This is a genomic window from Plantactinospora soyae (assembly GCF_014874095.1).
GTDB lineage: Bacteria > Actinomycetota > Actinomycetes > Mycobacteriales > Micromonosporaceae > Plantactinospora > Plantactinospora soyae.
In genome coordinates, this window is the sequence record NZ_JADBEB010000001.1 from 7,817,845 (window position 1) to 7,842,256 (window position 24,412).

General features: G+C 70.9%; 16 protein-coding genes and 1 pseudogene. 5 read left to right on the forward strand and 12 right to left on the reverse strand.

Annotation, left to right across the window (positions count from 1 at the left end; translation table 11 throughout):
- Nucleotides 1–101 precede the first annotated feature (101 nt).
- From H4W31_RS34345 to H4W31_RS34360, 4 genes are all read right to left on the reverse strand, one after another.
- Entirely contained in the window at nt 102–1,130 is a 1,029-nt protein-coding gene (locus H4W31_RS34345; RefSeq protein WP_192770408.1) for a hypothetical protein, read from the reverse strand.
- A 181-nt stretch (nt 1,131–1,311) separates the two neighbouring features.
- Complete coding sequence (locus H4W31_RS34350) at nt 1,312–2,709, reverse strand: acyl-CoA synthetase (protein WP_192770409.1); 1,398 nt, start codon at nt 2,707–2,709, stop codon at nt 1,312–1,314.
- A gap of 82 nt (nt 2,710–2,791) precedes the next feature.
- Entirely contained in the window at nt 2,792–3,991 is a 1,200-nt protein-coding gene (locus H4W31_RS34355) for a low temperature requirement protein A (RefSeq protein WP_192770410.1), read from the reverse strand.
- Nucleotides 3,992–4,164: 173 nt separating this feature from the next.
- Nucleotides 4,165–5,283, reverse strand: a complete 1,119-nt coding sequence (locus tag H4W31_RS34360) for a glycerophosphodiester phosphodiesterase (protein ID WP_192770411.1) — start codon at nt 5,281–5,283, stop codon at nt 4,165–4,167.
- Nucleotides 5,284–5,586: 303 nt separating this feature from the next.
- Between H4W31_RS34360 and H4W31_RS34365 the strand changes: the two genes are divergently transcribed.
- From H4W31_RS34365 to H4W31_RS34375, 3 genes are read left to right on the forward strand one after another with little or no spacing between them, the layout of a single operon-like run.
- Nucleotides 5,587–6,144 carry a PadR family transcriptional regulator gene (locus tag H4W31_RS34365; protein WP_225945828.1) on the forward strand — a complete coding sequence of 186 codons (558 nt, stop codon included), beginning with the start codon at nt 5,587–5,589 and terminating at the stop codon, nt 6,142–6,144.
- Complete coding sequence (locus tag H4W31_RS34370; RefSeq protein ID WP_192770412.1) at nt 6,137–6,874, forward strand: ABC transporter ATP-binding protein; 738 nt, start codon at nt 6,137–6,139, stop codon at nt 6,872–6,874. The genes H4W31_RS34365 and H4W31_RS34370 overlap by 8 nt, the downstream gene beginning before the upstream one ends.
- Nucleotides 6,875–6,877: 3 nt before the next feature.
- On the forward strand, nt 6,878–9,199 hold the full coding sequence (locus tag H4W31_RS34375) for an ABC transporter permease (RefSeq protein ID WP_192770413.1): 2,322 nt from the start codon (nt 6,878–6,880) through the stop codon (nt 9,197–9,199).
- Nucleotides 9,200–9,204: 5 nt separating this feature from the next.
- Here H4W31_RS34375 and H4W31_RS34380 read toward each other — a convergent pair whose 3' ends face one another.
- The 3 genes from H4W31_RS34380 to H4W31_RS34390 form a co-directional block, all read right to left on the reverse strand.
- Nucleotides 9,205–9,684, reverse strand: a complete 480-nt coding sequence (locus H4W31_RS34380) for a hypothetical protein (RefSeq protein WP_192770414.1) — start codon at nt 9,682–9,684, stop codon at nt 9,205–9,207.
- 262 nt (nt 9,685–9,946) lie between these two features.
- Nucleotides 9,947–10,576 carry a sugar O-acetyltransferase gene (locus H4W31_RS34385; RefSeq protein ID WP_318783566.1) on the reverse strand — a complete coding sequence of 210 codons (630 nt, stop codon included), beginning with the start codon at nt 10,574–10,576 and terminating at the stop codon, nt 9,947–9,949.
- 89 nt (nt 10,577–10,665) lie between these two features.
- Nucleotides 10,666–11,508 carry a LysR family transcriptional regulator gene (locus H4W31_RS34390; RefSeq protein ID WP_192770415.1) on the reverse strand — a complete coding sequence of 281 codons (843 nt, stop codon included), beginning with the start codon at nt 11,506–11,508 and terminating at the stop codon, nt 10,666–10,668.
- Nucleotides 11,509–11,580: 72 nt separating this feature from the next.
- Here H4W31_RS34390 and H4W31_RS34395 point away from each other — a divergent pair, with 72 nt between their 5' ends.
- Nucleotides 11,581–12,933 (forward strand): MFS transporter, encoded by a 1,353-nt coding sequence (locus H4W31_RS34395; RefSeq protein WP_404825648.1) that lies wholly within the window; start codon nt 11,581–11,583, stop codon nt 12,931–12,933.
- A 704-nt stretch (nt 12,934–13,637) separates the two neighbouring features.
- Here H4W31_RS34395 and H4W31_RS44945 read toward each other — a convergent pair.
- Nucleotides 13,638–14,171 (reverse strand): annotated as a pseudogene (locus tag H4W31_RS44945) (FAD-binding oxidoreductase); the annotation flags it as partial.
- 203 nt (nt 14,172–14,374) lie between these two features.
- Between H4W31_RS44945 and H4W31_RS34405 the strand changes: the two are divergent.
- Nucleotides 14,375–15,214: a helix-turn-helix transcriptional regulator gene (locus H4W31_RS34405; RefSeq protein WP_318783567.1), complete on the forward strand. Its 840-nt coding sequence runs from the start codon at nt 14,375–14,377 to the stop codon at nt 15,212–15,214.
- Here the strand turns inward: H4W31_RS34405 and H4W31_RS34410 are convergent.
- The 4 genes from H4W31_RS34410 to H4W31_RS34425 form a co-directional block, all read right to left on the reverse strand.
- Nucleotides 15,204–16,472, reverse strand: coding sequence for a cytochrome P450 family protein (locus H4W31_RS34410; RefSeq protein ID WP_192770417.1), 1,269 nt, complete (start codon nt 16,470–16,472; stop codon nt 15,204–15,206). The two genes, H4W31_RS34405 and H4W31_RS34410, sit on opposite strands and share 11 nt — an antisense overlap.
- Before the next feature lie 171 nt (nt 16,473–16,643).
- Nucleotides 16,644–19,487, reverse strand: coding sequence for a PQQ-dependent sugar dehydrogenase (locus H4W31_RS34415; protein ID WP_192770418.1), 2,844 nt, complete (start codon nt 19,485–19,487; stop codon nt 16,644–16,646).
- A 188-nt stretch (nt 19,488–19,675) separates the two neighbouring features.
- Nucleotides 19,676–20,848, reverse strand: a complete 1,173-nt coding sequence (locus H4W31_RS44950; RefSeq protein WP_192770419.1) for a ThuA domain-containing protein — start codon at nt 20,846–20,848, stop codon at nt 19,676–19,678.
- A 104-nt stretch (nt 20,849–20,952) separates the two neighbouring features.
- Nucleotides 20,953–24,096 (reverse strand): fascin domain-containing protein, encoded by a 3,144-nt coding sequence (locus tag H4W31_RS34425; protein ID WP_225945829.1) that lies wholly within the window; start codon nt 24,094–24,096, stop codon nt 20,953–20,955.
- Nucleotides 24,097–24,412: the final 316 nt, after the last annotated feature.

A 24,412-nucleotide genomic window follows, 5' to 3' on the forward strand; every position in this document is an offset into this window, starting at 1 on the left:
TCCGTCACCATGGCATCTCGCGCCGGTGCGGTGGCGACCGCCGGTCGTCGGTGTGCCCCCGAACACGCTACCCGCGCCCCGGTCGGGACCGGCCGGGTGGATCAAGGATCGACGCCGAGCGTCGCCTTGCGTTCGGCCAGGATGACCACTGTCAGGACGCTGACCAGCGATCCGAGCAGTACCGTGCCGAATGTGCCGTACGCGTGGACGGCGAAGGTCTGTCCCTGTGGCGCCCACCGGTCACCGGACAGGATCGTCGGCATGGCGAGAAAGCCCGCACCGACCATGCCGCCGCCACCGAGCCAGACCGCAACCAGCGGTACGACGAACCGGCCCCGGGCCGGCCACCGGTGGACCATGCCGAGGAGTCCTGCCGCGGCGAGCGCCACCTGGAACGCCGTGACGGTGTCCCCGAAGCGGAGCCAGCCGGCCCGGGGCTCCACCACCAGTCCGGCGGTGCCGCCGAGGGCCCAGTACAGCCGCAAGATGACCAGGCCGGCCGCCAACACCCCGGCGAGCCAGGCCAGCGGCACCTGTACGCCGTGCGTGGCGCCGACCTCGCCCTCCGCCACGGTCCCGCGCACCAGTACGGCGAACCGGTCGCGGGCGTACAACGCCAGGGCGATGGCGAGTGCGACGCCGAGCACGAGGAAGCTGCCGTACACGATCAGGAAGATCCACGGCTGCAACAGCGGCTGTGTGCTGTCGGCGGCCGGCGACGTCGGCGCCCACCAGCCGAGCGCGAAGAAGATCCCGCTCGCCGGGAGGACGACGACGAACGGGGCCAGCAGGCCGGCGCCGACCCACATCGGCACGCCGAGCAGCCACACCGGCAGCCGGGTTCCCCACGGGCGCACCGTCGCCAGGCCGACGATCATGCCGATCACTCCGAGCGTTCCGGTGAGCGCGTTGTCCAGCACCCACCGGGTTCGGGAGATGTCACCGAGGTCATCGATCCCGATGCCGCTGCCGCAGATCCACAGCACCTTGAGGGCGACGTAGATCCCCGAGGCCGCTACCGCGGTCCAGCCGGCGACCTGTCGCGTCCGCCCGACGCCGGTCGTCCCGGACGCCCGCCCGGTGCCATCGGTCGCCGACGCGGCACCGGCCGGCGCCGGTCTGCTGGTCACCGGCCGGCGCCGGAGACCCGTCCTGTGCTCCACCGTCATTCCGTCACCCTCGCCGGACCGGTCCCCTCGGCGGCTCACGCCGTGGCGGGAGCCGGCTACCTCGCAGGTGGGAGCGGCCGGCCGGGGCGTTCGCGATCGCGATGCTGGTGTAGAGCAGCGCGCCGGCTGCCGGCGGCGTCGGTCACGGCAGCAGTTGCCGCTTCTGCACCTTTCCCATCGCGTTGCGCGGCAGCGCGTCGACCAGGTGCACCTGGCGTGGCCGTTTGTGCCAGGAAAGCCGGCCGGCGACGAAGTCGATCAGCGCCTGCGCCGCGACGCCGTCGCCGACCACGTACGCCACGATCTCCTGGCCGAGTTCCGGATGTGGCACCCCGACCACCGCCGCCTCCCGGACCCCGGGATGCGCCAGCAGCATGTTCTCCACCTCGCCGGCCCCGATCCGGTATCCCCCGCTCTTGATCAGGTCGATGCTGGCCCGGCCGACGATCCGGTGCTGCCCGTCGGGTCCCACCGTCGCCACGTCACCGGTGCGGAACCAGCCACCGGGGGCGTGGCTCGCCTCGGTGGCCTCCGGCATCCCGAGGTAGCCCGCGAAGAGGGTCGGTCCCCGGACCTGCAACTCACCGATGCTCTCGCCGTCCTCCGGCACCGGCTGGCCGGCGTCGTCGACCAGCCGGGTGGCGATCCCCCGCAACGGCAGCCCGACGTGTCCGGGCCGGCGCTCGCCGTCGACCCGGGTGCTGACCGTGATCAGGGTCTCGGTCATCCCGTACCGCTCGACGGGCCGGTGTCCGGTCAGTTCGCGCAGCCGGTCGAAGACCGGGACCGGCAGCGGCGCGCTGCCGGAGACCAACAGCCGCGCCGGGGCCAGCGCCCGCGCCGACACCGGGTCGGCGGCGATCCGTGACCAGACCGTCGGTACGCCGAACAGCAGGGTGCCGCCGGCCGTGGCGTACCGGTCGGGGTGGGGCCGGCCGGTGTGTACCAGTCGGCAGCCGACCCGCAGCGCGCCCAGCACACCGAGGACCAGCCCGTGCACGTGGTACAGGGGCAGGCCGTGCGCGAGCGTGTCGTCGGGCGTCCAGGCCCACGCCTCGGCGAGGGCGTCCAGGCCGTACCCGATCGCGTCGCGGGTGAGCAGGACGCCCTTGGGCGCGCCGGTGGTGCCACTGGTGTAGAGGATCAGCGCGGTCGCCGTACCCGGAGGTTCGGCGATGGGGGTGGACGGCCCCGGCCGCGCCCGGTCGACCGGCTCGACCGGAATCGGCAGCGGGACCGGCGGCGGTGTCTGCGCCAACAGCAGCGCGGCGCCGGAGTCGGTGAGGATGTGCGCCAGTTCGACCGGACCGGCGTCGGCCGGTACGGGCACCACCGGTACGCCCGCCATCAGCCCGCCGACGATCGCGACCACGGTGTCCAGCGAGGCGGTGGCGTGTACGGCGACCGCCGGCGCCCCGGCGATCCGGCCGGCGATCCCGGCGGCGGCGTCGCGGATCTGCTCCCAGGAGGCGGTCTGGTCCCCGACCCGGATCGCCTCCCGCTGGTCGGGCAGTGCTCCGCCCAGTGCCGGCAACAGCATCGGATCCTCCGTCCGTCGGATGACGTCGTACGATCCTGCCAGCTTCCGACCCGTTCCGGCCCGGCCGGTGACCCGGGCGTGCTCAGACGGGTGGATTCGGCTCTATCGCCAGCTCCCCCGGATTGCGCAGTACGTCGGCGACGACGATCCCGGCCAGCACGGCGGTGGCGAGAAACGGCGCCACCAGCAGGGGCAGGAAGGCGGCGACCGGCGTGAGGAGGGCGAGCGCGAGGATGCCGTACCACCGGGTCGAGGCGACCTTCGCGGACATCTCCTGCTCACACCAGGCCCGGCCGGCGAGGAAGAGCGCGGGGCCGCCGAAGATGATCGAGATCCAGGTCAGGTCGTGCGACGGGTACGGGTCGGCGATGAGCAGGCCGTACCCGACGGCGGTGGAGACGATCCCGCAGACCATGACCAGGTGGGTGTAGCCGGAGGAGCGGCTGAACCGCAGATGGTCGCGGGACGAGTCGAACGCCGAGGCCAGTGGATGACTGGCCTGGTAGAAGTAGACCCGCCAGAAGAAGACGGTGGTCAGGAAGGTCGCCACGAACGTCGCGGTTCGTTCGACGGCGAAGCCGACGGCGCTGAGCACGAATCCGCTGACCAGGATCGCCTCGCCGAGGGCGATGAGCAGGACCTGCTGGTACCGCTCGGCCAGGTGGGGCGCCCCGATCCGCCACTCGTCGCGGTCGGTCCGGCCGAGCCCGGGGGTGGGCCAGCGCAGGGCGGCGCCGATGAACTCCAGGGCCACCGCCGCGGTCCAGAGGATTCCGCGTCCGGCCCCGCCGTTCAGCGCCCCGGCGATCCAGCCGACCGAGGAGAACACCGACCAGAACAGGATCCGGGTCGAGGCCGGCTGGCGGGGATGGCCGCGTAACAGCAGTACCAGGAAGAGCGGGCGACCGATCTGGATCGCCACGAACGTGCTGGCGAAGATCACGCCGCGCTCGCCGAACGCCTGCGGCAACGACACCGCCATGATCAGGGCACCGAACATCGAGGCGATGACCAGGAGTTGGATCTCGATCCGGCGTGGGTCGAACCTGCTGGTCACCCAGGCGGTGAGCAGCCAGACCTGCCACAGGGCGAGCAGGACCAGCAGGGTCTGCCCCAGTTCGGAGAAGAGGGTCCGTCGGCTGACGGTGAAGTCGTCGGTCAGTCGCTGGGATAGCCGGGTGAGCGCGAAGACGTACACCAGATCGAGGAAGAGCTCCAGGTAGGTGGCCCGCCCTCGGCTGGTGGAGTCACCGATATGCCCGACCCGGTTATCCGCCGCCACGGACGGTCCGCCTTATCCCGATTTGCACCGTCACTCGGCAGTCATATCACGAGCGACGGGCCACGGAAGGAGGTTCACGGCCACCCCGGTCGGCCCGCTGCCGACCACGGGCGGGCGCGGCGGAACGGCCCCGTCGCCACGACGAAGCCCCGCGGGCGCCCGCCCGGTACGCCTCAGTCCAGCGCGGCCCGGGCCGCGACCGCGGTGTCCGGGTGATCGCTGAACACGCCGTCCAGGCCGAGGCCGAAGAAGAGCTCGTACTCCGCGATGATGTCGCCCCGGGCGTTCGGGTCGGCACCGATCCGGTAGTCGGTCGGCAGGAACTGGTTCTCCGCCCGGAAGGTCCAGGCGTGCACGACCAGGCCGGCCCGGTGCGCGTCCCGGACCACTGCGGTGGGCGGGAGCAGCTTGCCGGTCGCGTCCCGGGGAACGAGCAGGTTCTTGTTCGCCCCGATGCCGTCGGCGTAGGTGCTGATCCACTTCAGGTTCTCGGGCTTGACCAGGTCCGCGTACGTCCGCGCGTCCCCGGCCACCGTGAAGTCGTACGGCCGGCCGGCGGCGTCGAGCAGCTGGACCAGCCGTACGTCGGTCATCCTGCTCAACTTGCGCAGGTTGGCGGTCTCGAAGGACTGGATGATCACCCCGTCCCGCTTGCCGGTCAACCCGTTCTGCCGGAGTACCCGTACCAGCGGCTCCTCCAGCGGCAGGCCGATCGAGGCGAAGTAGCTCGGGTGCTTGGTCTCGGGGTAGATGCCGATCGTCCGGCCCAGTCGCCGGCTCTCGCTCCTGGCCAGGTCGATGACCTCCTGCAGGGTGGGCACCGGCAGCTTGCCGTCGAAGGCGGTGTTGGTCGTGCGTACCTGGGGCAGCCGCTCCTTGGCCCGCAGCGTACGCAGCTCGGCGAGGGTGAAGTCCTCGGTGAACCAACCCGTCACCGCGACCCCGTCGATGGTCTTGGTGGTCCGGCGGGCGGCGAACTCCGGATGGGCCGAGACGTCGGTGGTACCGGAGATCTCGTTCTCGTGCCGGGCCACCAGCACCCCGTCCCGGGTGGAGACCAGATCGGGTTCGATGAAGTCGACGCCCATCCGGATCGCCAGCCGGTAGGCCTCCAGGGTGTGCTCCGGACGGTAGCCGCTGGCGCCGCGGTGCGCGATCACCAGCGGCCGGTCAGCGGTCACCCGGGCCGGCCGGTCGTCGTGGTCGCGCGCGGCGGCCTGGGTGACCGGCAGCACCACGGCGGTGGCCAGCAGCAGGCCGGCCAGGCCGAGAACGGGAAGGGTACGGGACAACGTCGTCTCCTGTCGTCGGGGTGGTACAGGTCTCGGATCGACCTGGAATCCAACCCGTCGCGGGCGACCAGCAGTCGGGCGGCGGCTGTCCGTACGGTGAACCTCCGGGGTGCCGCAGATCGGCCAGAACTCCGGGCATCGGGCCGTCCCCCCGTTCGAATCCGCCCCTGCTCGAAGTGATTATTCCGACCGTCCACTGTCCTGACCTGGGATCGACCGAACTGCGCCGGCCCGTCGACGGAGACTCTTGACGCTCGATGCCTAGCCGCTAGACTCTAGCCGTTAGGCATAGGAGGGTGACCGATGAAACATGTGCTGCTCGGACTGCTCGCCGCCGGACCGGCGCACGGTTACGAGCTCCGCCGCCGGTACGACGAGCTGTTCGCCGACGCCGGTGCGGAGGTCAACATCGGTCAGATCTACGTGACCCTCGGCCGGCTGGAACGCGACGGACTCGTCGCGCACACCACGGAGTCGGCCGGGGACCGCCGGGACCGCAAGGTCTATCGGCTGACCGAGGCGGGCACGACGGTGCTCCGCGACTGGCTCGCCGCACCCTCGGAAACTCCGCTGGTGAAGCCGGACGTACTCCTGCGGCTGGTCACCGCCCGCCTCGCCGCCGGGCTGTTGCCGGACGTGGACCCGCGAACGGTCATCAACAGCCACCGGCAGCGCTGTCTGGAGGCGCTGCGCGATCTCGACCACCAGGCCGCCCGGACCACCACCGGCAGCGTCAGCGGCCTGCTGGTACAGGCGACCGCGCTGCACCTGCAGGCCGAACTCCGCTGGCTGGAGGCGTGTCAGCAGCAGCTCACCCGGATCGAACTCAAGACCTCCTGGAAGGGAGAAGGCGATGACTGACCCGCTGCTCCGCGCCCACGGACTGGAGCGGACCTACCAGGGGGCGGCGCGGACCCTCGCCGCCCTGCGGAACGTCTCGATCGAGGTGGCCCGGGGCGACTGGATCGCCATCACCGGACCGAGCGGCTGCGGCAAGTCCACCCTGCTGCACCTGCTCGGCGGCCTGGACCGGCCGGACCGCGGCGAGGTGTGGCTGGCCGGCAACCGGCTGGACAACCGCTCCGAGAGCGAGCGCGCACTGCTCCGGCGCCGACACGTGGGCTTCGTCTTCCAGTTCCTCAACCTGGTGCCGACGATGACCGCCGTCGGCAACGTGGAGCTGCCGCTCGTACTCCAGGGCGCCGGCCGCCGGGAGGCCCGCAGCCGGGCGCTGGAGGCCCTCGACGAGTTGGGCGTGGCCGACGTCGCCGACGCCGCTCCGACCGAGCTCTCCGGCGGGCAGCAGCAACGGGTGGCCCTGGCCCGGGCCGTGGTGCACCGCCCCGACGTACTGCTCGCCGACGAGCCGACCGGCGCGCTCGACTCGGCCGCCGCCGAGAACGTCGTCGACCTGCTGCGCCGACGGCACGAGGACGGCCAGAGCATCGTGCTGGTCACCCACGACCACCGGTTCGCGGCGGCCGCCGACCGGGTGGTCACGATGCTCGACGGGCAGCTCGTCGACGAGCGCGACCTGACCGCGTCGGGCCCCCGGCCCGCGTTCACCAACCTGATCAACCTGGAGGGCTGAGCCGTGTCGGCCATCCTCCGGCTCGCCCGGTCCGGCCTACGCGGCGGCAACCGGGCCAGCGCGATCGCCACCGTACTGGTCGCCGCCCTGGCCACCGTCGGTGTCGTCGCCGGATTCTCGGTACGAGGCCAGGGCGGGCCGGAGGTCGACCGGATCTACCAGCAGGCCGGCCGGCCCGACCTGGTCGTCTACGGCACGCCACAGACCCTGGAAGGGCTGCGCCGGGACGAGGCGTTCGCCGAGACCTCGCCGGTGACCCCGTTCGTCGACGCGGCGGTCACGTTCGGCCCGGACTCGGTCGACGCGCGGATCGCCGCACTTCCCGCCGACCCGGCCGGGGTGGGCCGCCCGCTGCTGCGTTCGGGTGCCTGGCCGGGCCCGGGCGCCACCGGCGAGGTCGTCCTCGACCAGGCCGCCGCGACCGAGGAGGGTGTTCGGCCCGGCGACCAGGTACGAATCACCATCGACGGCCGGCCCGCCACGATGACCGTGGTCGGCACGGCGGTCGACCTGACCGACTGCTTCTATCCCGACTGCGACCCGATCCGGCTGTTCGTCGATCCGGCCGCGCTGGCCGCCCTCGCCCCCGCTCCGGGCTCGGTGACCGTTGCTCCAGGTCCGGCCACCGGCCCCGGCCCGACCACACAGACCGCGCTGCTGATCGCCCGGCTGACCGAGCCCGACCGGGCCGACGCGGTGGCTGCCCGGCTCGGCACCCGGAACGGTGTCGTGGGCGTCCAGCCGTGGCCGGACACCCGGGACGACATCCTGGTCCGGGACCGGATCTTCGGGGCGTCGCTGGCCGGGTTCGGCGTCTTCGTACTCCTCGCCGCCGCGTTCGTGGTCGCCGGCACCGCCACCGCCCGACTGCTGGCCCGGCGGCGGGAGATCGCGCTGCTCCAGACGGTCGGCTACACCACCCGGCAGATCATCACCGGCCTCGTCGGCGAGTCCCTGCTGCTGGGCGCGGTCGGCGTACTCGTCGGCTGGGTGATCGGCACCCTGCTCGCCCCGTTCCTACAGGTCGGCCTCGGCGGTGCCCTGGGCCGTCCCGGTCTCCGGATCGAGCCGCTCTCGCTCCTCGGCTCTGCCGCGCTCGTCGGGGCGATCCTCGGCGCGGCCACCCTGATCCCCGCCCGGCGAGCCGCCCGGCAACCGGTCTCCGATGTGCTGCGTGACGCCCCGCCGCGGACCGCCGCCCCGGCCCGGGTCGCCCGGCTGCTCGACCGCCTCCGGCTGGGCCCCGCCTACCGGTACGGCCTCGGCACGGTACTCACCCGGCCCGGACGCTCGGCGCTGACCGCCGCCGCGCTCGCGGTCGCCGTCGCGGCGATCGTCGTCGGCGGCGGGTTCACCGCCACGATGGACCGACTGGTCGCCGAGCCGGCCCGGGTCGGCGACCCCTACGACGCCCTCGTGGTGGTGGACCACGGCACCGACCCCGCCGCGCTGGCCGGACGACTCGCCGGCACGCCCGGTGCCAGCGGCTGGTACAGCCAGACCGACCGCCGCACCACCCTCGGGGACCAGACGTTCCTGTCCCGCGCGATCGGTGGCGACCCGGCCGACGCCGGGTTCATCGTCCGCGAGGGCCGCCCGCTGCGTGCGGCCGGCGAGGCGATCGTCGGGTACGGCCTGCTGCGCCGATTCAACCTCCAGGTCGGTGACACCGTCACGGTACGGGCCGGCGACACCCCGCTCACCCTGACCATCGTCGGCTGGTACAGCGAAACCGAGGACGGCGGCGAACTGCTGATGTACCGGGCGGAGATGCTGCCGGGAGTGCCGCCCGACGCCTACCTCGTCTCGACCGGTCCGGGCGGTACGCCGGAGGCGCTGGCCGCCGCCCTGCGGGACCGGCTCGGGCCGGACGTCACCGTGCACGCCCGGGAGTCCGACCCGGACGGTCTCGGCATGTTCACCGTGGCGATGCGGCTGCTGGCCGTGCTCGTCCTCGCCGTCAGCCTCGCCAACCTCGCCGCCACGCTGCTGACCGGCTCCCGCGAGCGTTCCCGCACGCTCGGCGTGCTCCGGACCGTCGGCTTCACCGTCCGGCAGACCCTGGCCCAGTCCGCCACCGGCGGCGCCGCGCTCGGTCTCGCCGCCGGGATCGTCGGACTGCCGATCGGCCTGCTGCTCCTGCACGTGCTGGCCAACCAGGTCACCATCGGCATCGGCGCCGGTCCGGGGCTCACCGAACAGCCCGCCTGGTCGCTGCTGGCCGCCACCGTGCCGGCGACCGTGCTGGCCGGCGCGCTCGCCGGGGTCCTGGCCACCCACCGGCTGTCCCGGACGTCCGCGTCCGCCCTCGTTCGGTGGGAGTGACGGCGTCAGGCGTACCTCCAGTGGATGCCGGGCGGGCGCCTCTTCGGGTTGCCCGCCCGGTCCAGCGGCCGGTCGTTCGCCTTCCGCACCAGCTCCTCGCGGTCCGGGCCGAGTAGCAGGGGCATCAGCCGGCGCAGCCACATCGCATTGTGCTCCAGCGTGCGCCGGACCACCTCGGCGCCGTAGGACTCCCAGGGCACCTTGTGCCGGGGCGCGAACACCGCCGCCTCGACCAGATCGGGCAGGTCGGCTCGGCAGTGCCGGTCCGGAATCAGCAGGTCGGCGCTCACCACGATCCCCGCGCTGTCGCGCGGAACCTGTTCCCAGGACACCGAGACCAACAGGTCCGGCCGCTCGTACCAGACAACCGGAAAGAGATCCTCGGTGTACGTCGGTTCGGGCATGCCGTAGTCGTCGACGAGGAACTGGAAGCACTGCCGGACCTCGGTTTCGAAGACGACCGGCTTCTGTCGGCTCTTCTTCATCCGCTACCTCCCCACCACCTCGGCATCCACGCTAACGCCGGATCGGGTCCGTCGCTGGAACGCTCGGGTGGCCGGCGGAACGGCGCCAGGGGCTGTGCAGACACGGCCGCACCGACCGCTTCAGTTACCAACTCGTCGAAGAGAGCAAACGCAGTACCGCGACCGTCACCATCCAACTCCCCGCCTGAACAGGCACCCGGCGCACTCTTCTGGCGCGAGCCACGCGTGCCGGCCGTTGCCGAGTAGCTGCTCCGGAACGGAGTCATGCGTACGTTCTTGGCTCCTCGACAGGGGCTGAGCGGGTACGCAGGTCGTCGTCAGTGATGTGTCGGACGACTCGGCAGGGTACTCCGACGGCGACGGTCATGGCCGGGATGTCGGACGTGACGACACTGCCCGCGCCGATGACGGCGCCGTACCCGATGCGTACGCCGGGGAGTACGACGGCGTTGCTGCCGATCCAGACCTTGTCCTCGATGACGATGGGTTCGGAGAACCGCCGGAAGTCCACTCGCAGCTCCGGGTGGACCGGGTGCCCGGTCGTGGTCAGAGTGACGCTTGGCGCGATCATGACGCCGTCGCCGATCCGGATCTCCACGTCGTCGACGAACGTCAGGTTGACGTTGCCGAAGAAGTCGTCGCCGATGTGCACGTTGCTGCCGAAACCCGCGTGGAACGGCGGCAGGAGCACAGTACGCTCTCCGACCGACCCGAGGATCGCCTCCAAGAGAGACCGGCGTCGTGCGGTGTCGCTCGGCCGTGTCTGGTTGTACTCGAAGATCAGGTCCGAACGGCGTTGAGAGTCCCGGAAGGACGCTTCCGACTCCGTGTAGAGAAGTCCTCGCCGGATCTTTTCCAGCACTTCCTCATCACGATCGGCCACGAGCACCACCCTCTCATGCGCTGGGCGTCGTTCGTGGTGGCGGGATGATCCATGTGCTGGGGTTGGACGGAAACCGGCGCGCTGAGCAGCCGCGAAACTCAGATCATGCGTCGTAGCGCGGTCTCCACGGCATCGACCAGCGGATCACCTGTGGTCCGTGGGTGCCGTGCGAGACCGAGCTCGACGTCCGGCAGGGTGGGCAGGGCGTCCGCGTCGTGGCAGGCCATCGCCGGTTCGAGGTTCGCGGGCATGAGTGCCGCGACGCCGAGTCCGGCCCGTACGGCGGCGAGCACACCGACCAGGGTGTTGCTCTCGAACGCCATCCGCCAGCGCCGATCGGAACGTTCCAGCGTCTCCAGTACCGACGTACGCCAGAAGCACGGGTTCGAGAAGAGCACCACCGGCAGCGGATCGGCGGCCACGTCCACACCCTGGCCGATCGCCCAGACCAACGGGCGGCGTACCGTCCAGCGCGGCGGCCCGGGTACCTCCGGCACCTCGTTGAGCACGAGTTGGACGCGGCCCGCGTCGTACGCCTCCCGCATCGCGGCGCCGGACAGGCTGAGCACCTCCAGCGTCGCGCCGGGGTGCAGCCGGGCGAGGTCGGCGAGGGCCTGCGGCAGCTGGGACGCGGCGAGGTCTTCGAGCAACCCGACGCCGCAGTGGCCGGTAAGCGCGCGTCCGGTCTCGGTGAGTGCCTGTGCGGAGAGCGAGAGGATGCGTTCGGCGTACGGCAGGAGTTCCTCACCCGCCCGGGTCGGCGAGACACCAGAGGGCGACCGGTAGAGCAGCGGACGGCCGACAACGCTCTCGAGCCTGCGCACCTGCTGGCTGAGCGCGGGCTGGGTATGTCCGAGCGCGGTCGCGGCGCGGCTGATGCTGCCCGCCCGCACGGCGGTGACGAACGACCGCAACAACCCGGTCTCAAGGTCCTTGGCCATAAGTATTCATGATACCGACTCCAACAAATTAGCCACTTCCTATGGCCTGTTGGACGATCTAGCGTCAGTCAGGTGACCGGATACCGAGAGGTGCTCGCCGTGCCAGGGATGGCACCGCTGCTGGGCGTTGCGCTGCTCGCTCGTGCCGCGATCACGGGCAGCGTGATGGCGCTGACGATGTACGTGGTGCTGGGTCTGGACATGAGCTACGCGGCAGCGGGTGGCGTCGTGGCGGCGATGACCGTGGGGATGGCGCTGGGCGGGCCGCTGCTCGGCCGCATGATCGACCGGCGGGGCCCGCGCGTCGTACTGCTGGTCACCGTCGTACTGCAGGTCGTGTTCTGGCTGAGCGTGCCGATCCTGCCGTACGGGACCCTGCTCGGCGCCGCCTTCGTGGCGGGTCTGCTGATGGTGCCGGCCCAGCCGTTGACCAGGCAGGCGATCGCCGCGATGACGACGGCGGGACAGCGCCGGGCCGCGTTCGCGCTGGAATCGGTGCAGGGCGAACTGTCGTACGTGGTGGGTCCGCCGATCGTGATCCTCTTCGCGACGAAGGTCTCCCCTGGCGTGGTGGCCTGGGTCATCGGCGCCGCGATCGTGGCGGGTGGAGCGGGGATCGCCCTGCTCAACCCGCCGCTGCGTGCCGAGGGCGAGGCGGATGCCGATCCGCTCGGCCGCCCCCGCCGCCGGGAGTGGCTGAGCCCGGGCATGATCGCCGTGCTGGTGATGGCGTTCGGCACCACGATGCTGCTCAGCGGTACCGACCTGGCCATCGTCGCCACCCTCGAGGAAGCCGGCCAGATCTCCTGGGCCGCCGTGGTCGTGGCGGTGTACGGCGTGGCCTCCATCGTCGGCGGGCTGGTGTACGGCGTGCTCCCCCGGCCGCTGCCCACGTGGCTGCTGCTCGGGCTGCTCGGGCTGGCGACGATTCCCGCCGGGCTGGCCCACGACTGGCCCTGGTTGTGCGTGGCCGCTGCCGGTGCGGGGCTGCTCGCCGCGCCGACCCTTTCCGCGGTGGCCGACGCGGTGAGCCGGCTGGCACCGGCCAGCGTGCGGGGTGAGGCGACCGGTCTGCAATCCTCGGCGCAGAGTGCGGGCTTTGCGCTCGGATCCCCGGTCGTCGGGGTGGCGATCGGCGTCTCTGTCCCAGCGGGCGGCTTCGCGGCGGCCGGGCTGGCCGGCCTTGCCGCCGCGCTGATTGGATGCCTGCTGGAGCGTGCGCCGGCCGCTCCGGGGCGACGACGACGGTCAGCGGGTGGACGGTCTTCTCAGCGGTGCGGGATCTCGTGGTTGGCCTGGAAGAGCCCGGCGGGGTCCGCGTTCTTCCGGAGCCTCAGCAGGGCGTCCCAGGTCGAGGCGTCGTACCCGGTCGACGGGTCCACGGCCTCCTCCTGGAAGTTCAGGTACTGCCGCCCGCGTGAGTAGGGTGCCATCGCGTCGACCACCCGCTCGCAGTCGGCGACGGTCTGCTTGGCGAACTCGCCCACCATCATCCCGCCGGTGATCAGCTGGAACTGGCCGTCCAATCTCGCCACCGCACCGGCGCCGGGCTGCGAGCGCCCGAGCGCCCCACCGAGCTGGCGCAGCTCCGCCGCCAGGAAGAGCGAGCTGCCGGAGTCCGCGCCGGCGACCTCGACCAGTCGGTCCACGGCGGCCGGCGGCAGCTCGTCGAGCAACGCCGACTGCCCGCCACCTGGCGTGGGCTGCTCCGGATCCATGTGCAGCCGCGCCAGTGTCGCCGCTGGTACCCGCCCGAAGGTGTCCAGCTCGGGTCCGAGGTCCCGCAGCGGCGCCAGGATCCGCTCCGCCTCGGCGTCGTCCGCCAGCACGGCGCCGTCGACGATCACCAACTGTCGACCCCGGAACGGCTCCGGGATCTCGGGGATCGGCGGGTACTGGAGGTGCCGGTACGACGTGGTGACCGCATCGGGCGCGTCGGCGGCCCAGCGCGCCCACCGGCTCAGCACCCGGTGCGCGTCCCGCAGGTCCCAGACGAGCATGCCGGCGTACGCGGTCTCGATCGGGTAGAGCGTGAACTCGATCGTGGTCACCACGCCGAAGTTGGCGCCGCCTCCGCCGCGTACCGCCCAGAACAGCTCCGGCTCGTGCTCGGCGTCGACCCGGGTCAGCGAGCCGTCCGCGGTGACCAGTTCGACCGCAGTCACGCTGTTGGCGGCCAGTCCCAGGGCCCGGCCGTACCAGCCCACTCCCCCGCCGAGCGAGTAGCCCACCACGCCGGTGTCCGGTGACGAGCCGTGCAGGGCGGACAGGCCGTGCGCCGCCGCCGCTTCGATCACCGGCAGCCACAGGGCACCGGCCTCGACCCGGGCCCGGCGGGCGTCGGGGTCAATGTCGATTCGGCTCATCCCGGACATCCGCAGCAGCACGCTGTCGGTCAGGTCGCCGAGCGGGTGGGCGTTGTGCCCCGTACCGACCGGCGCGACGCGCAGCCCGGCGGAGGCGGCGGCCCGGACCACGGCCGCGACCTCCGCCGCACTGGTCGGGAAGGCCACTGCGGCGGGACGTAGATCGACGGCGAGCGCCCAGGTCGTCCGGGCACGGTCGTACTCCTCGTCGCCGGGCAGGAAGACGCCCCCGCCCGCCAGCCCGCGCAACGACGACACGCCCCCGGCCCTCTCCGACCGCGCGCTTTCGGTAGCCACTTGCTATTCCCCCCGGAAGTATTCAGGTCACACCAGACAGGCTGGTAACGGACAGACGTCCATCGGTCGTGCCGGCCAACTGTCGCCGAGCCGCGCTGCCGCTACCAGGGGAAAGCCTTGCCCTGGTTATTCCCGGTCGCCGACTGGTAAACGGCACGTCGACCCGACTTGGGGTCGGCGATTCTCGCGGGAACAATAGTGCGGTGAGTTCCGATAAACTGGCCTATTTCCTACGTGCCCGCCGCGCCGCGCTCCAACCCGACGAGATCGGCTTGGGCGCCCGGTCGCGCCGACGTACCGAGGGACTGCGACGTGAGGACGTCGCAGCGCTGGCCACCATGTCGACGGACTACTACCGCCGCCTGGAGCAGGCCCGTACCGGACCGCCCTCGCCGCAGATCCTGGACTCCATCGCGCGGGCCCTGCGGCTGACCGCCGACGAACGTGACTACCTGTACCGGGTCGCCGATCAGGAGCCGCCCGCACGACCCACGGTCAGCCGGGAGGTCGCGCCGGCGCTGCAACAGCTCGTCGACGGGCTCGGCGACGCCCCGGCCCAGGTCATGACGATCCTCGGCGAGACGATCGCCCAGAATCCGATGGCCGTCGCACTGCTCGGCGACCACTCGATCTACACCGGCGACGCCCGCTACACCACCTACCGCTGGTTCACCGACCCGGCCTCCCGGTCGATGCACCCGCCGGAGGACCACGAGGAGGAGAGCCGCGCCCGGGTGGCCGACCTGCGGGCGAGATCGGTGGACGGCGGCGACCCGGAGACCGACCGACTTATCGGCACACTCCACGCCCGCAGCGCCGAATTCGCCCAGATGTGGCAGGAACAGAAGGTGGCGATCTGCCGGTCCGGCACCAAGACCCTGGTACACCCCGACACCGGGATGCTCGACCTGGAATGCCAGATCCTCAGAGCCGAGGGGCTCGGGCAGTTGCTCGTCACCTTCACGGCGGCACCGGGCAGCCGCGCGGCGGCACAGCTGCGCGAACTCTCCAGACCGAGCGGGGCGGAGCCGGTCAGAAGGTGACCGGCAGGCTGCTCAGGCCCCGGGTCCGGAACGACGGCCGCCAGGCCAGCTCGGCCGGGTCGACCGCGAGCGCCAACCCGGGGAACCGACGCAGTACGGCGCCGATCGCGATCTGTGCCTCCAGCCGGGCCAGCGGCGCGCCGACGCAGTAGTGGATGCCGTGCCCCAGGCTGAGGTGCCCGTTGTCCGGCCGGCGTACGTCCAGCAGGTCCGGTTCGGCGAACCGCTCCGGGTCCCGGTTGGCGGTGGCGACGCAGAGCAGCACTGTCGCACCGGCCGGGATGGTGACCCCGCCGATGGAAAGATCGGTGAGCGGGAACCGGCGGAGCGCCACCGTTCCCGGCGGCTCGTAGCGGAGCAGTTCCTCGATCGCGGCCGGCGACGGCTCGGCGCCCTCCCTTACCGCGGCGAGCTGTTCCGGGTTGCGCAGCAGCGCGAGCAGGCCGGTACCGATCACGTGCACGGAGTTCTCGTAGCCGGCGAAGAGCACGAGGAAGGCGAGCGAGGTCAACTCCTCCTCGCTGAGCCGGTCGCCGTCCGATCCGTCGCCCGTGTCGGTGCCGGTGCCGGGGTCGTCCGACCCGTCGTCGCGGGCCGCGATCATGGCGGTGAGCAGGTCGTCGCCCGGATTCCGCCGCTTCTCGGCGATCAGCCGGACCAGGAAGTCCTGTAGTTCCATGATCGCCCGCCCCCCGGCCCGGGGGTCGTCGGCGGGCGGCGCGATCATCACGTCGGTCCAGCCGCGCATCGCGGCCCGGTCGGCCTCCGGCACGCCGAGCAGGTCGGAGATGACCCTGACGGGTAACGGACCCGCGTACTCGGCGATCAGGTCCGCCTCGCCGTTCGGGGCGATCCGGTCGAGCAGTTCGGCCGCCGCAACCTCGATCTTGGGGCGCAACCGGGAGATCCGCTGCGGTCCGAACGCGTGCCGGACGAGCCGGCGGATCCGGCTGTGGTCCGGCGGGTCCATGTTCAGCAGGTTCGCGTCCAGGGCCGGCGGCAGCGAGAAGCCCTTCCAGCTACCGTCGCCGTTCGCCTTGTTCAGCGACAGCCTCGGATCGGCCAGCCCGGCGCGTACGTCGGCGTACCGGGTGACCAGCCACACCTTCGCGCCGTCCGGCAGGGTGATCTGGTGCACCGGCCCGGCCTCGCGCAGGGCGGCGAAGCCCGGATAGGGGTTCGCGATGAAGGCGGCGTCGAAGAGCGCGCCGGCGCTGGACGGGCGGGGCGGCGCGGCGGTATCCGGCTGTCCGGTCATTCCGCCAGATTACGCGCCGGTTGCCATCCGATCCGCCCCGGTCACGTCGCCGAGATGGGACCGGCGCGACCACTCGGGCCGCGCCGGTCCCACCCGGTCAGGTGCTCGGCTGACCAGCTGCTCAGCCAATCAGCTGCTCAGCTGATCAGGTGCTCAGCCGAGCAGAGGTGCTCAGCCGATCAGGTCGAACCGTTCCCAGAGCCCGACCGAGGCGCGGTTGGCGATCAGTGGCGCCGCGCCACCGTTCTCCGCCGACACCAACTGGTTGTTGACCAGGGCGCGCAGGCTCACGCTCCCGTCGGAGTTGGCCACGAGCCGGAAGGTCTGCGCCGTCCCGATGCTGGTGCCGTTGGCGATCAGCGGGGACGTCGCGTTGGGCGCGGTCACCAGCAACCCGTTGGCCCTCGCCCGCAGCGCGATGTTGCCGCCGCCCGCGTCGAGCCGCTCGAACTGCTCCCAGGGCCCGATCGCGGCCCGGTTGGCGATCAGCGGCGCGGCACCCGCGTTGTCGGCCGCGACGTACTGGCCGTTGGCGTGGGCCCGCAGGCTGATCACCGGGCCGGGACCGGGGCCGCCGGCCGTACCGGTGGTGAAGGTGAAGGCGTCGACGTCGAACAGGTTGCCGGCACCGCCCTTGAACACCAGGAACAGGCTGGTCGAGGCGGCCGGCTGGTTGCTCAGCGCCGTGGAGACGTTGGCGAAGGTGTCCCAGCTACCGGTGTTCGGTACGGCGACGGTGCCGAGCAGGGTGCCGGTGGCCGAGCCGGCCCGTACCTCGATGGTGCCGCCGGGGCCGCCCGAGGAGACCCGGGCCTCGAACCGGGTCGCGTTCGCCAGCAGGTACGGCTGGTACGCAATCCAGTCGTTGTTGTCGATGAATCCGGCGGTCCGGCCACCCTCGGCCGCAGCGTGCTCGGCGACCTGCACCCCGCCGGACTGGCTGCCGAAGTGCTCGCCCTGACGGTGCTTCGGTTGCAGCGTACGGCTGCTGTTCGAGGTGAGCCCGCCGTTGTCGGTGTACGAGGCGTTGAAGACCCCGTAGATGTTCGCCGCCACGTCGTGTTCACCGTCGAGCGGTACGGCGATGGAGCCGCTGCACCCGTTGACGGAGGTGATCTCGTGGGCGTGGCTGTCGTGCCCGAGCGCGTACGCGACGCGTACCCGGGAGCAGTTGATCGTGCCGTCCTCCGGGTCGCTCACCGTGACCTGGAACGGGATGGTGTCACCGAAGTTGAACAGTTGCCCGTTGGCCGGCAGGTTCAGCGTCACCGTCGGCGCGGCGTTGCCGACCGTCACCACCAGGCTTGCCGTCGCCGACAGCCCGGTCGGGTCGGTGACCCGCAGCGTCGGGGTGTACCTCCCGTTCGTGGTGTACGTCTTCGTCGGGTTGGCCGCCGTCGAGGTGGTGCCGTCGCCGAAGGTCCACAGGTAGCTCAACGCCCCACCCTCGGGGTCCGAGCTGCCCGCCGAGGAGAAGTTCACGGTCAGCGGGCTCGGTCCGGAGGTGCGGTTGGCCGTGGCGACCGCAATCGGGCTGCGGTTCCCGCCGCCGATGTACTCGATCCGGAACAGCGCCTGGTTGTTGTTGTTCGTGCCGTAGTCGAGCACGTAGAGGGCGCCGTCCGGGCCGAACGCCATGTCCATCACCTGGGTGCCGGTCCACGGGAACGCGGAGATCTCCCCGGGCGAGCCGTCGGAGTTGACCGCGATCGCCTTGATCCAGCGCCGGCCGTACTCGCCGGCGAAGTAGCGGCCGTTCATCGAGGCCGGGAACTTGACGCCGGAGTTCAGGTTGGCGTCGTACCGGTAGACCGGGCCGCCCATCGGGGACTCGGAGCCGCCGCCGAACTCTGGAGGCGAGCCCGCGTCGCCGTACTTGATCCAGCTCGCCCTGGCCGGCGGCAGCGTGGTCAGACCGGTGTTCCGGAACGAGTTGTTGGTCGGGCCGCCCGCGCAGTTGTACTTGCCCGCCGAAGGGCCGGACGGGAACGTGTACTCGTTGTACGTCTCGGCGGTGGTGTTCGTCCCGGTGCAGTACGGCCAGCCGTAGTTGCCCGGCCCGGTGATCCGGTTGAACTCCACCTGGCCGCCCGGTCCCCGGTTGGCGTCGCCGACTCCGGCGTCCGGGCCGTAGTCGCCGAGGTAGACGATGCCGGTCGCCCGGTCGACGTTCATCCGGAACGGGTTGCGGAACCCCATGGCGTAGATCTCGGGCCGGGTTCCGGCGGTGCCGGGGGCGAACAGGTTGCCGGCCGGAACCGTGTAGCTGCCGTCCGGCTGCGGCTTGATCCGCAGCACCTTGCCCCGCAGGTCGTTGGTGTTGCCGGAGGACCGCTGGGCGTCGAACTGCGGGTTCCGGTTGGTCCGCTCGTCGATCGGGGTGTACGAGTTCGACTCGAACGGGTTCGTGTCGTCGCCGGTGGTCAGGTAGAGGTTGCCGGCCGCGTCGAAGTCGAGGTCGCCGCCGACGTGACAGCACTGGCCCCGGTCGTTCGGCACCTGGAGGACGATCCGCTCGCTGCCCAGGTTGAGGGTGTCGTCGGCGTTCATGGTGAACCGGGACAGCCGCAGGTGCCCCTTCCACCGCTCGAAGTCGGCTGCGGTACCGGTGGTCGGGGCGTCACCGGCCGGGGTGCTCAACGTCGGCGAGTAGTAGAGGTAGACGTACCGGTTGCTGGCGAAGTTCGGGTCGGCGGCGACGCCCTGCAACCCCTCCTCGTCGTGGGTGTAGACCGGGATGTTGCCGGCGACCTTGGTGTTGCCGGCGGCGTCGGTCACCCGGACCGTGCCGTTGCGGGCGGTGTGCACGACCGAGCGGTTCGGCAGCACGGCCAGCGACATCGCCTCGCCGAGTTCGGCCGAGCCGGTGGCCAGGGTGACCTGCTGGTAGTCGGCGGCGGGGATCGGGTCCGCGTGGGCGGCCGACGGCGCGACGGCCACCGCCAGGGCCACGCTCGCGGCCGTCGTGCCGACCGCGACGAGCAGCCGGGCGGGGCGCCGAGGTTGCGGGAACATGGTCGTCCTTTCTCGACGGTCGGCGGGCCGGCCCGCGATCGCGGGCCGGGACCGACCGTGGGGGGTGGCGGGGATGCGGGGGTACGCCGGGTCGGCCGACCGGTGGGCGGGGTCGGCCGACCCGGGCAGGTGTGCTGGGGCCGGCGGCTCGGCCGGGGGTGCCGAGGGGATTCGCCGGGGTGCGGGGATCAGCCGGTGACCAGGTCGAACTTCTCCCAGGGGCCGACCGTGGTCCGGTTGGCGATCAACGCGGCGGCGCCGCCGTTCTCCGCGACGACGTACCGGTTGTTGGCCAGGGAGCGCAGGCTGACCGTGCCATCGGAGTTGCGGAGCAGCGCGAACGTCTCCCAGCCGCCGGCCGCGCCCCGGTTGGCGATCAGCGGGGAGGCACCGGCCGCCTCGGCACAGACGTACGTGTTGCCGGCCCGGAACCGCAGTGCCACGTTGCCGCCGCCGAGGTCGACCAGGTCGAACCGGGTGGTGGCGCCGATCGCGGCCTGGTTGGCGATCAGCGGGGTGGTGGCGTTGGCCGCGCTGACGTACCGGTTGTTGGCCCGGGCACGCAGGTTGCTGGCGCCGGCCGGCGGCTCGACCACCCGGGGCGAGCAGTCCGCGGCCACCGCACCCGCCGCGATCTGGATCCCGCCGAGCAGCATCCGGGTGAAGTTCGAATCCGTGTACGTCGCCTCGGTGTGCCCGAGCCCGGTGTACCAGGCCCGGCCGCCGCCGTACGCCTGACACCAGGTGATCGGGTGGTCCCCGCCCATGCTGCCGCCGCTGTACGACGACTCGTCGAGATTCGCCAGCACCCGCACGTTGGGCCGGGGGTTGGTCCGGTAGTCGTACCACTCGTCGGTGCGGGGCCAGGTCGCCGGCAGGTGTGCCGTGGACGGATTCGTCCGGTCCTCGACCCGGATGGTGGCCTGCTGGGTCGCCGGATGCGAGCTGAAGTACGCCCCGACGAGCCCGCCGTACCAGGGCCAGTCGTACTCGGTGTCGGCGGCGGCGTGCACGCCGACGTACCCGCCGCCGGCGGCGACGTACGACTGGAATGCCGTCTGCTGGGTGGCGTTCAGTACGTCACCGGTGGTGGAGAGCCAGACGACCGCCTGGTACTGGGCGAGGTTGCCGGTGGTGAACGCCCCGGCGTCCTCGGTGGCGGTCACCGTGAACCCGTTGGCGGCGCCGAGCTGCCGGATCGCGGCGATGCCGTTCGGGATGGACGAGTGCCGGAAGCCGGCGGTCTTGCTGAACACCAGCACGTTGGTCAGCGGTGCGGCCGAGGCCGGGGTCGGGGCGACGCCCAGGGCGGCCAGCAGTACGGCCAGGACGACGAACAACGTCTGCGCACGGGTACGCATGATCTGCTCTCCTCGCGTCGAGCGGGTGGGGGTAGGGGTGGTGGCGGGGAGTGCGGGCCCACCCGCCGCCCGTTCGGGTCGGTCGGCGAGTGGGCCGGAACCGGTCAGCCGCCGGTGAGTTCGAACTTCTCCCAGGGGCCGACCGAGGGGCGGTTGGCGATCAGCGGCGCCGCTCCCCCGTTGTCGGCGACCACGTACTGGCTGTTCACCTGGGCCCGTAAGCTCACCGTGTTGTCGGAGTTACGGACCAGCGCGAAGGTCTCCCACGCCCCGGCCGAGTCCCGGTTGGCGACCAGTGCGGCAGCTCCGGCGTTCTCCGCACAGACGAACATCCCGTTCGCCCGGGACCGCAGCGCGACGTTGCCACCGCCCAGGTCGACGACGTCGAACTGGGTGGTGCCGCCGGTGCTGGCCTGATTGGCGATCAGCGGCGTGGTGGCGTTGGCGGCGCCGACGTACTGGCTGTTGGCCTGGGCCCGCAGGCTGGACCCGCCGCTGGGCGTCGTGCCGCCGGTCAGGATCCGCAACGCGTCGATCATGCCGACCGAGGTGGTCTTGTTGACGATCCGTATCGTGTGCGAGCCGTTGGCCAGCCCGGTACGTCGCCAGACCACCTGCTGGGCCTGGCGTGCGCCCGACGCGTTCAGGTTCACGTTGGCCTGGAACACGTTGTCGAGGTAGACGTCGACGTTGCCCATGTCGCTGAACCGCTCCGACAGGAACTCCACGCCGGTGCCGGTGAACGTGTACGACGCCGCCGCGTTGACCGTGGTGCTGTGGTGCGTGTCGTCGTTGTAGTCGCCGTAGCCACGGGCGGTGGTGAGGTGCCAGTTCGCGTCGTACGTCAGCATGGTGTTGTTGACCAGCTCGTTACCGCCACCGCCGCCACTGCTGCCCAGGCCGAGCGTTGACGCGGTGTTGCGCAGCGTCTTGACGCCCTGGTTGGCGGTGCCGGTCAGGGTGGTCGCCGAGTAGTTGGTCAGCGGCTTGGCGGTGCGCTCCAGGACGTAGTTCGTGTTCGCCGCGGTGGCGAAGGTGATCTCGCCCGCCGTGCTGGTCGCCAGGATGGCGTTGTCCGAGGTACGCCGGACCCGGATCTGCTGGGTGCCCCACGGGTTGACCACCCGGGCCTGCTTGCCGAACTGGCTGCGCAGGCCGACGTACTTGATCTCGCCCGCCTCGCGTTCCGAGCTGACCAGGAAGCCGTCCTTGGCCAGCAGGGTGAACTTGCCGACGAAGCTGGAGTCGTTCGGCACCGCCGGGAAGACCCGGATCTTGTCGTTGTACGACTGCATCAGCGACTCGTTCATCGCGGCCAGGTGGATACCGAGGTACTCGAAGACCCCGTTGGTGTTGTTGGTCATCCCGTTCGGGTAGTTCTGGTACTTCTGCAACATCGTCCGCATGCCCTGGAACGCCTGCTCGCCGAGGCCGAGCCGGGCGGCGTGCACGTGGTCGTTCGCCCAGACGTTGCCGTACGGGTGCGGCCGGACGTTGAAGGTGTTCACCGCGGTCTGGTAGTCCGGGTAGCCGATGCCGGTCAGGTCGTACGGCCAGACCAGTTCCAGCGACACGTTCTCGCCGTTACGGGTCGGCGACGACGGCGGGTCGTGCGGCAGGTACGCGCCATTGGAGATCTGGTACGGCGCGAGGTTGTTCACGATGTTCTGCCAGTTGGCCCGCAGGCCGGCGTCCAGCCCGAGCTGCGTGCTCACCTGGATGGCCAGCGGAAAGAGCAGCCGGACCGCCGCCAGGTCCGTGATGGCGTTCTTGACGTCCCAGTACGTCTCGTGCGCGTTCGAGTTGGCCATGAAGTACCGGCCAGCGGAGTCCCGGGACAAAATGTCCTCGTAGAACTTCACCGCCTCCCGCATGTGCGGGTACGCGGTGTTCCGCAGGTACGCCTCGTCGTTGCTGTACCGGTACTGCAGGTACATGTTGTACGCGGCCTCGGTGCCGGTCGAGTACAGATCGTTGACGTAGTCGCTGTTGATGGTGCCCCGGGCGTTGCCGTCCCAGCCCATCGTCTCCGGTACCCAGAGCCCGTCACTGCCGTACCGCGTGGTGGTGTACGACTTCAGCGCACCAAGATTGCGGCTGTAGAGCCGGTTGAACCCGGCCATCAGGTCGGTGTGGTTGGAGGCGTAGAACGAGTTGTAGACGTCCCGCTGATTCCAGTACCAGTAGCCGTTGCTCCACTTGGAGTTGTCCTGGGTCGCCCGGAACACTCCGTTGATGAAGTGCACCGGATAGTTACCGAAGCCGCCGGCCGCGATCATGTAGGTGGCCAGGTAGTAGACGTTCTCCAGGTAGTCAGCGTCACCGGCCGAGTTCGAGTACTGCACGAACGACTTGGCCCAGAAGTTGTGCCACCAGTTGCGGTAGTTGTTCAGTGTGCTGGCGTACCCGGTGCTCTTCACCGAGGCGAGCTGGTTCTTCGCCTGGGTGACCGAGTTCTGGCCGGGCGAGTTGATCCGGGACGCGGCGGTGAACCAGATGGTGTAGCTGCTGGTCGGGGTGATGTTCAGCCGGACCCGGGTGCCGTTGACCACCTGCGAGGTGTAGCCGGCGCCCTCGACGGTCGCGGCCAGGGTGTAGCCGAAGTTGTTCGGGTCGGCCTGCCCCCGGCTGATCCCGACCCCGGTCGAGTCCGCGAAGGTGCTCGCGGTGCGCCAGGTCGTCAGATTGGGTACGTCCGCGATGTTCTGGACGCTGTTCAAATCCCAGAGACTCAGGTCGAGCCCGATGCTGGTCACGCCCGGCCGGGAGTCCTCGACGTGGATGCCCATCACCTCGGAGTTGGGCGAGCCCATGATGGTGACGGTGCGGTTGTTGTCGTACTTCGTGGTGAGGGTGCCGTCGTAGAGCGACAACCGCTGCTGGAACGTGGTGTAGCCGGTGTCCATCTGCGGATTGCTGAACAGGTTGACGTTGCCGGCCGCGTACGTCGACTGTTGCGCCAGGTCCACCCCGGAGACCTGCATGTTCAGGCCGTTCTGGTTCCACACCATCGCGCCGGTCTTCCCGTTGCCGACGGTCAGTCCGTGGATCGGGTTGGTGTTGGGCCGGTTGTAGACGATGTCATGCTTCGACAGGTAGTTGGCGTAGTTGACGTTCAGTGCGCCGGTGCTCGAATTGAACGCTGCGTCCGTGGGCGCCGCTGCGGCCGGAGCGGCCGGGCTGACGGCGACGAGGCTGCCGCTGAGCAGGGCGGCAAGCATGACGCTGATCGGCGTCTTCACCTTCATCGACACGATTCCTTCTAGATCGTCCGGTGGGATGATGTCTCGCGCCCCGGAGGCCGGTGAAGCTCCCCATCCGCCGAAACGGGGAGCGACGTCGAGACGGACCGGGCCGGTCGCCACCGGAGAGGTCGTACTGACCTCCGGGTAACCATCGACCCATGTCTGTGATTTGCAGTTAACATTGGATGTCTTGCATCCGTCAATCCCCTCGCAGACTCTTTTCGGACCTTCTGGTGGCAGGCTGCCGGGTAGGATCGGCCGAATACATCGGAGGTATGGTGCCCAGCCCGGGGTGTGGCGGCACGGCGGAGCCGACAGG

What these genes read in the sequence shown, in the direction of transcription:
- H4W31_RS34350 (WP_192770409.1), bottom strand. Translation starts at nt 2,709, where the DNA reads ATGCTGTTGCCGGCACTGGGCGGAGCACTGCCCGACCAGCGGGAGGCG.
- H4W31_RS34365 (WP_225945828.1), top strand. Translation starts at nt 5,587, where the DNA reads ATGAAACATGTGCTGCTCGGACTGCTCGCCGCCGGACCGGCGCACGGT.
- H4W31_RS34370 (WP_192770412.1), top strand. Translation starts at nt 6,137, where the DNA reads ATGACTGACCCGCTGCTCCGCGCCCACGGACTGGAGCGGACCTACCAG.
- H4W31_RS34380 (WP_192770414.1), bottom strand. Translation starts at nt 9,684, where the DNA reads ATGAAGAAGAGCCGACAGAAGCCGGTCGTCTTCGAAACCGAGGTCCGG.
- H4W31_RS34390 (WP_192770415.1), bottom strand. Translation starts at nt 11,508, where the DNA reads ATGGCCAAGGACCTTGAGACCGGGTTGTTGCGGTCGTTCGTCACCGCC.
- H4W31_RS34410 (WP_192770417.1), bottom strand. Translation starts at nt 16,472, where the DNA reads ATGACCGGACAGCCGGATACCGCCGCGCCGCCCCGCCCGTCCAGCGCC.
- H4W31_RS34415 (WP_192770418.1), bottom strand. Translation starts at nt 19,487, where the DNA reads ATGTTCCCGCAACCTCGGCGCCCCGCCCGGCTGCTCGTCGCGGTCGGC.
- H4W31_RS44950 (WP_192770419.1), bottom strand. Translation starts at nt 20,848, where the DNA reads ATGCGTACCCGTGCGCAGACGTTGTTCGTCGTCCTGGCCGTACTGCTG.
- H4W31_RS34425 (WP_225945829.1), bottom strand. Translation starts at nt 24,096, where the DNA reads ATGAAGGTGAAGACGCCGATCAGCGTCATGCTTGCCGCCCTGCTCAGC.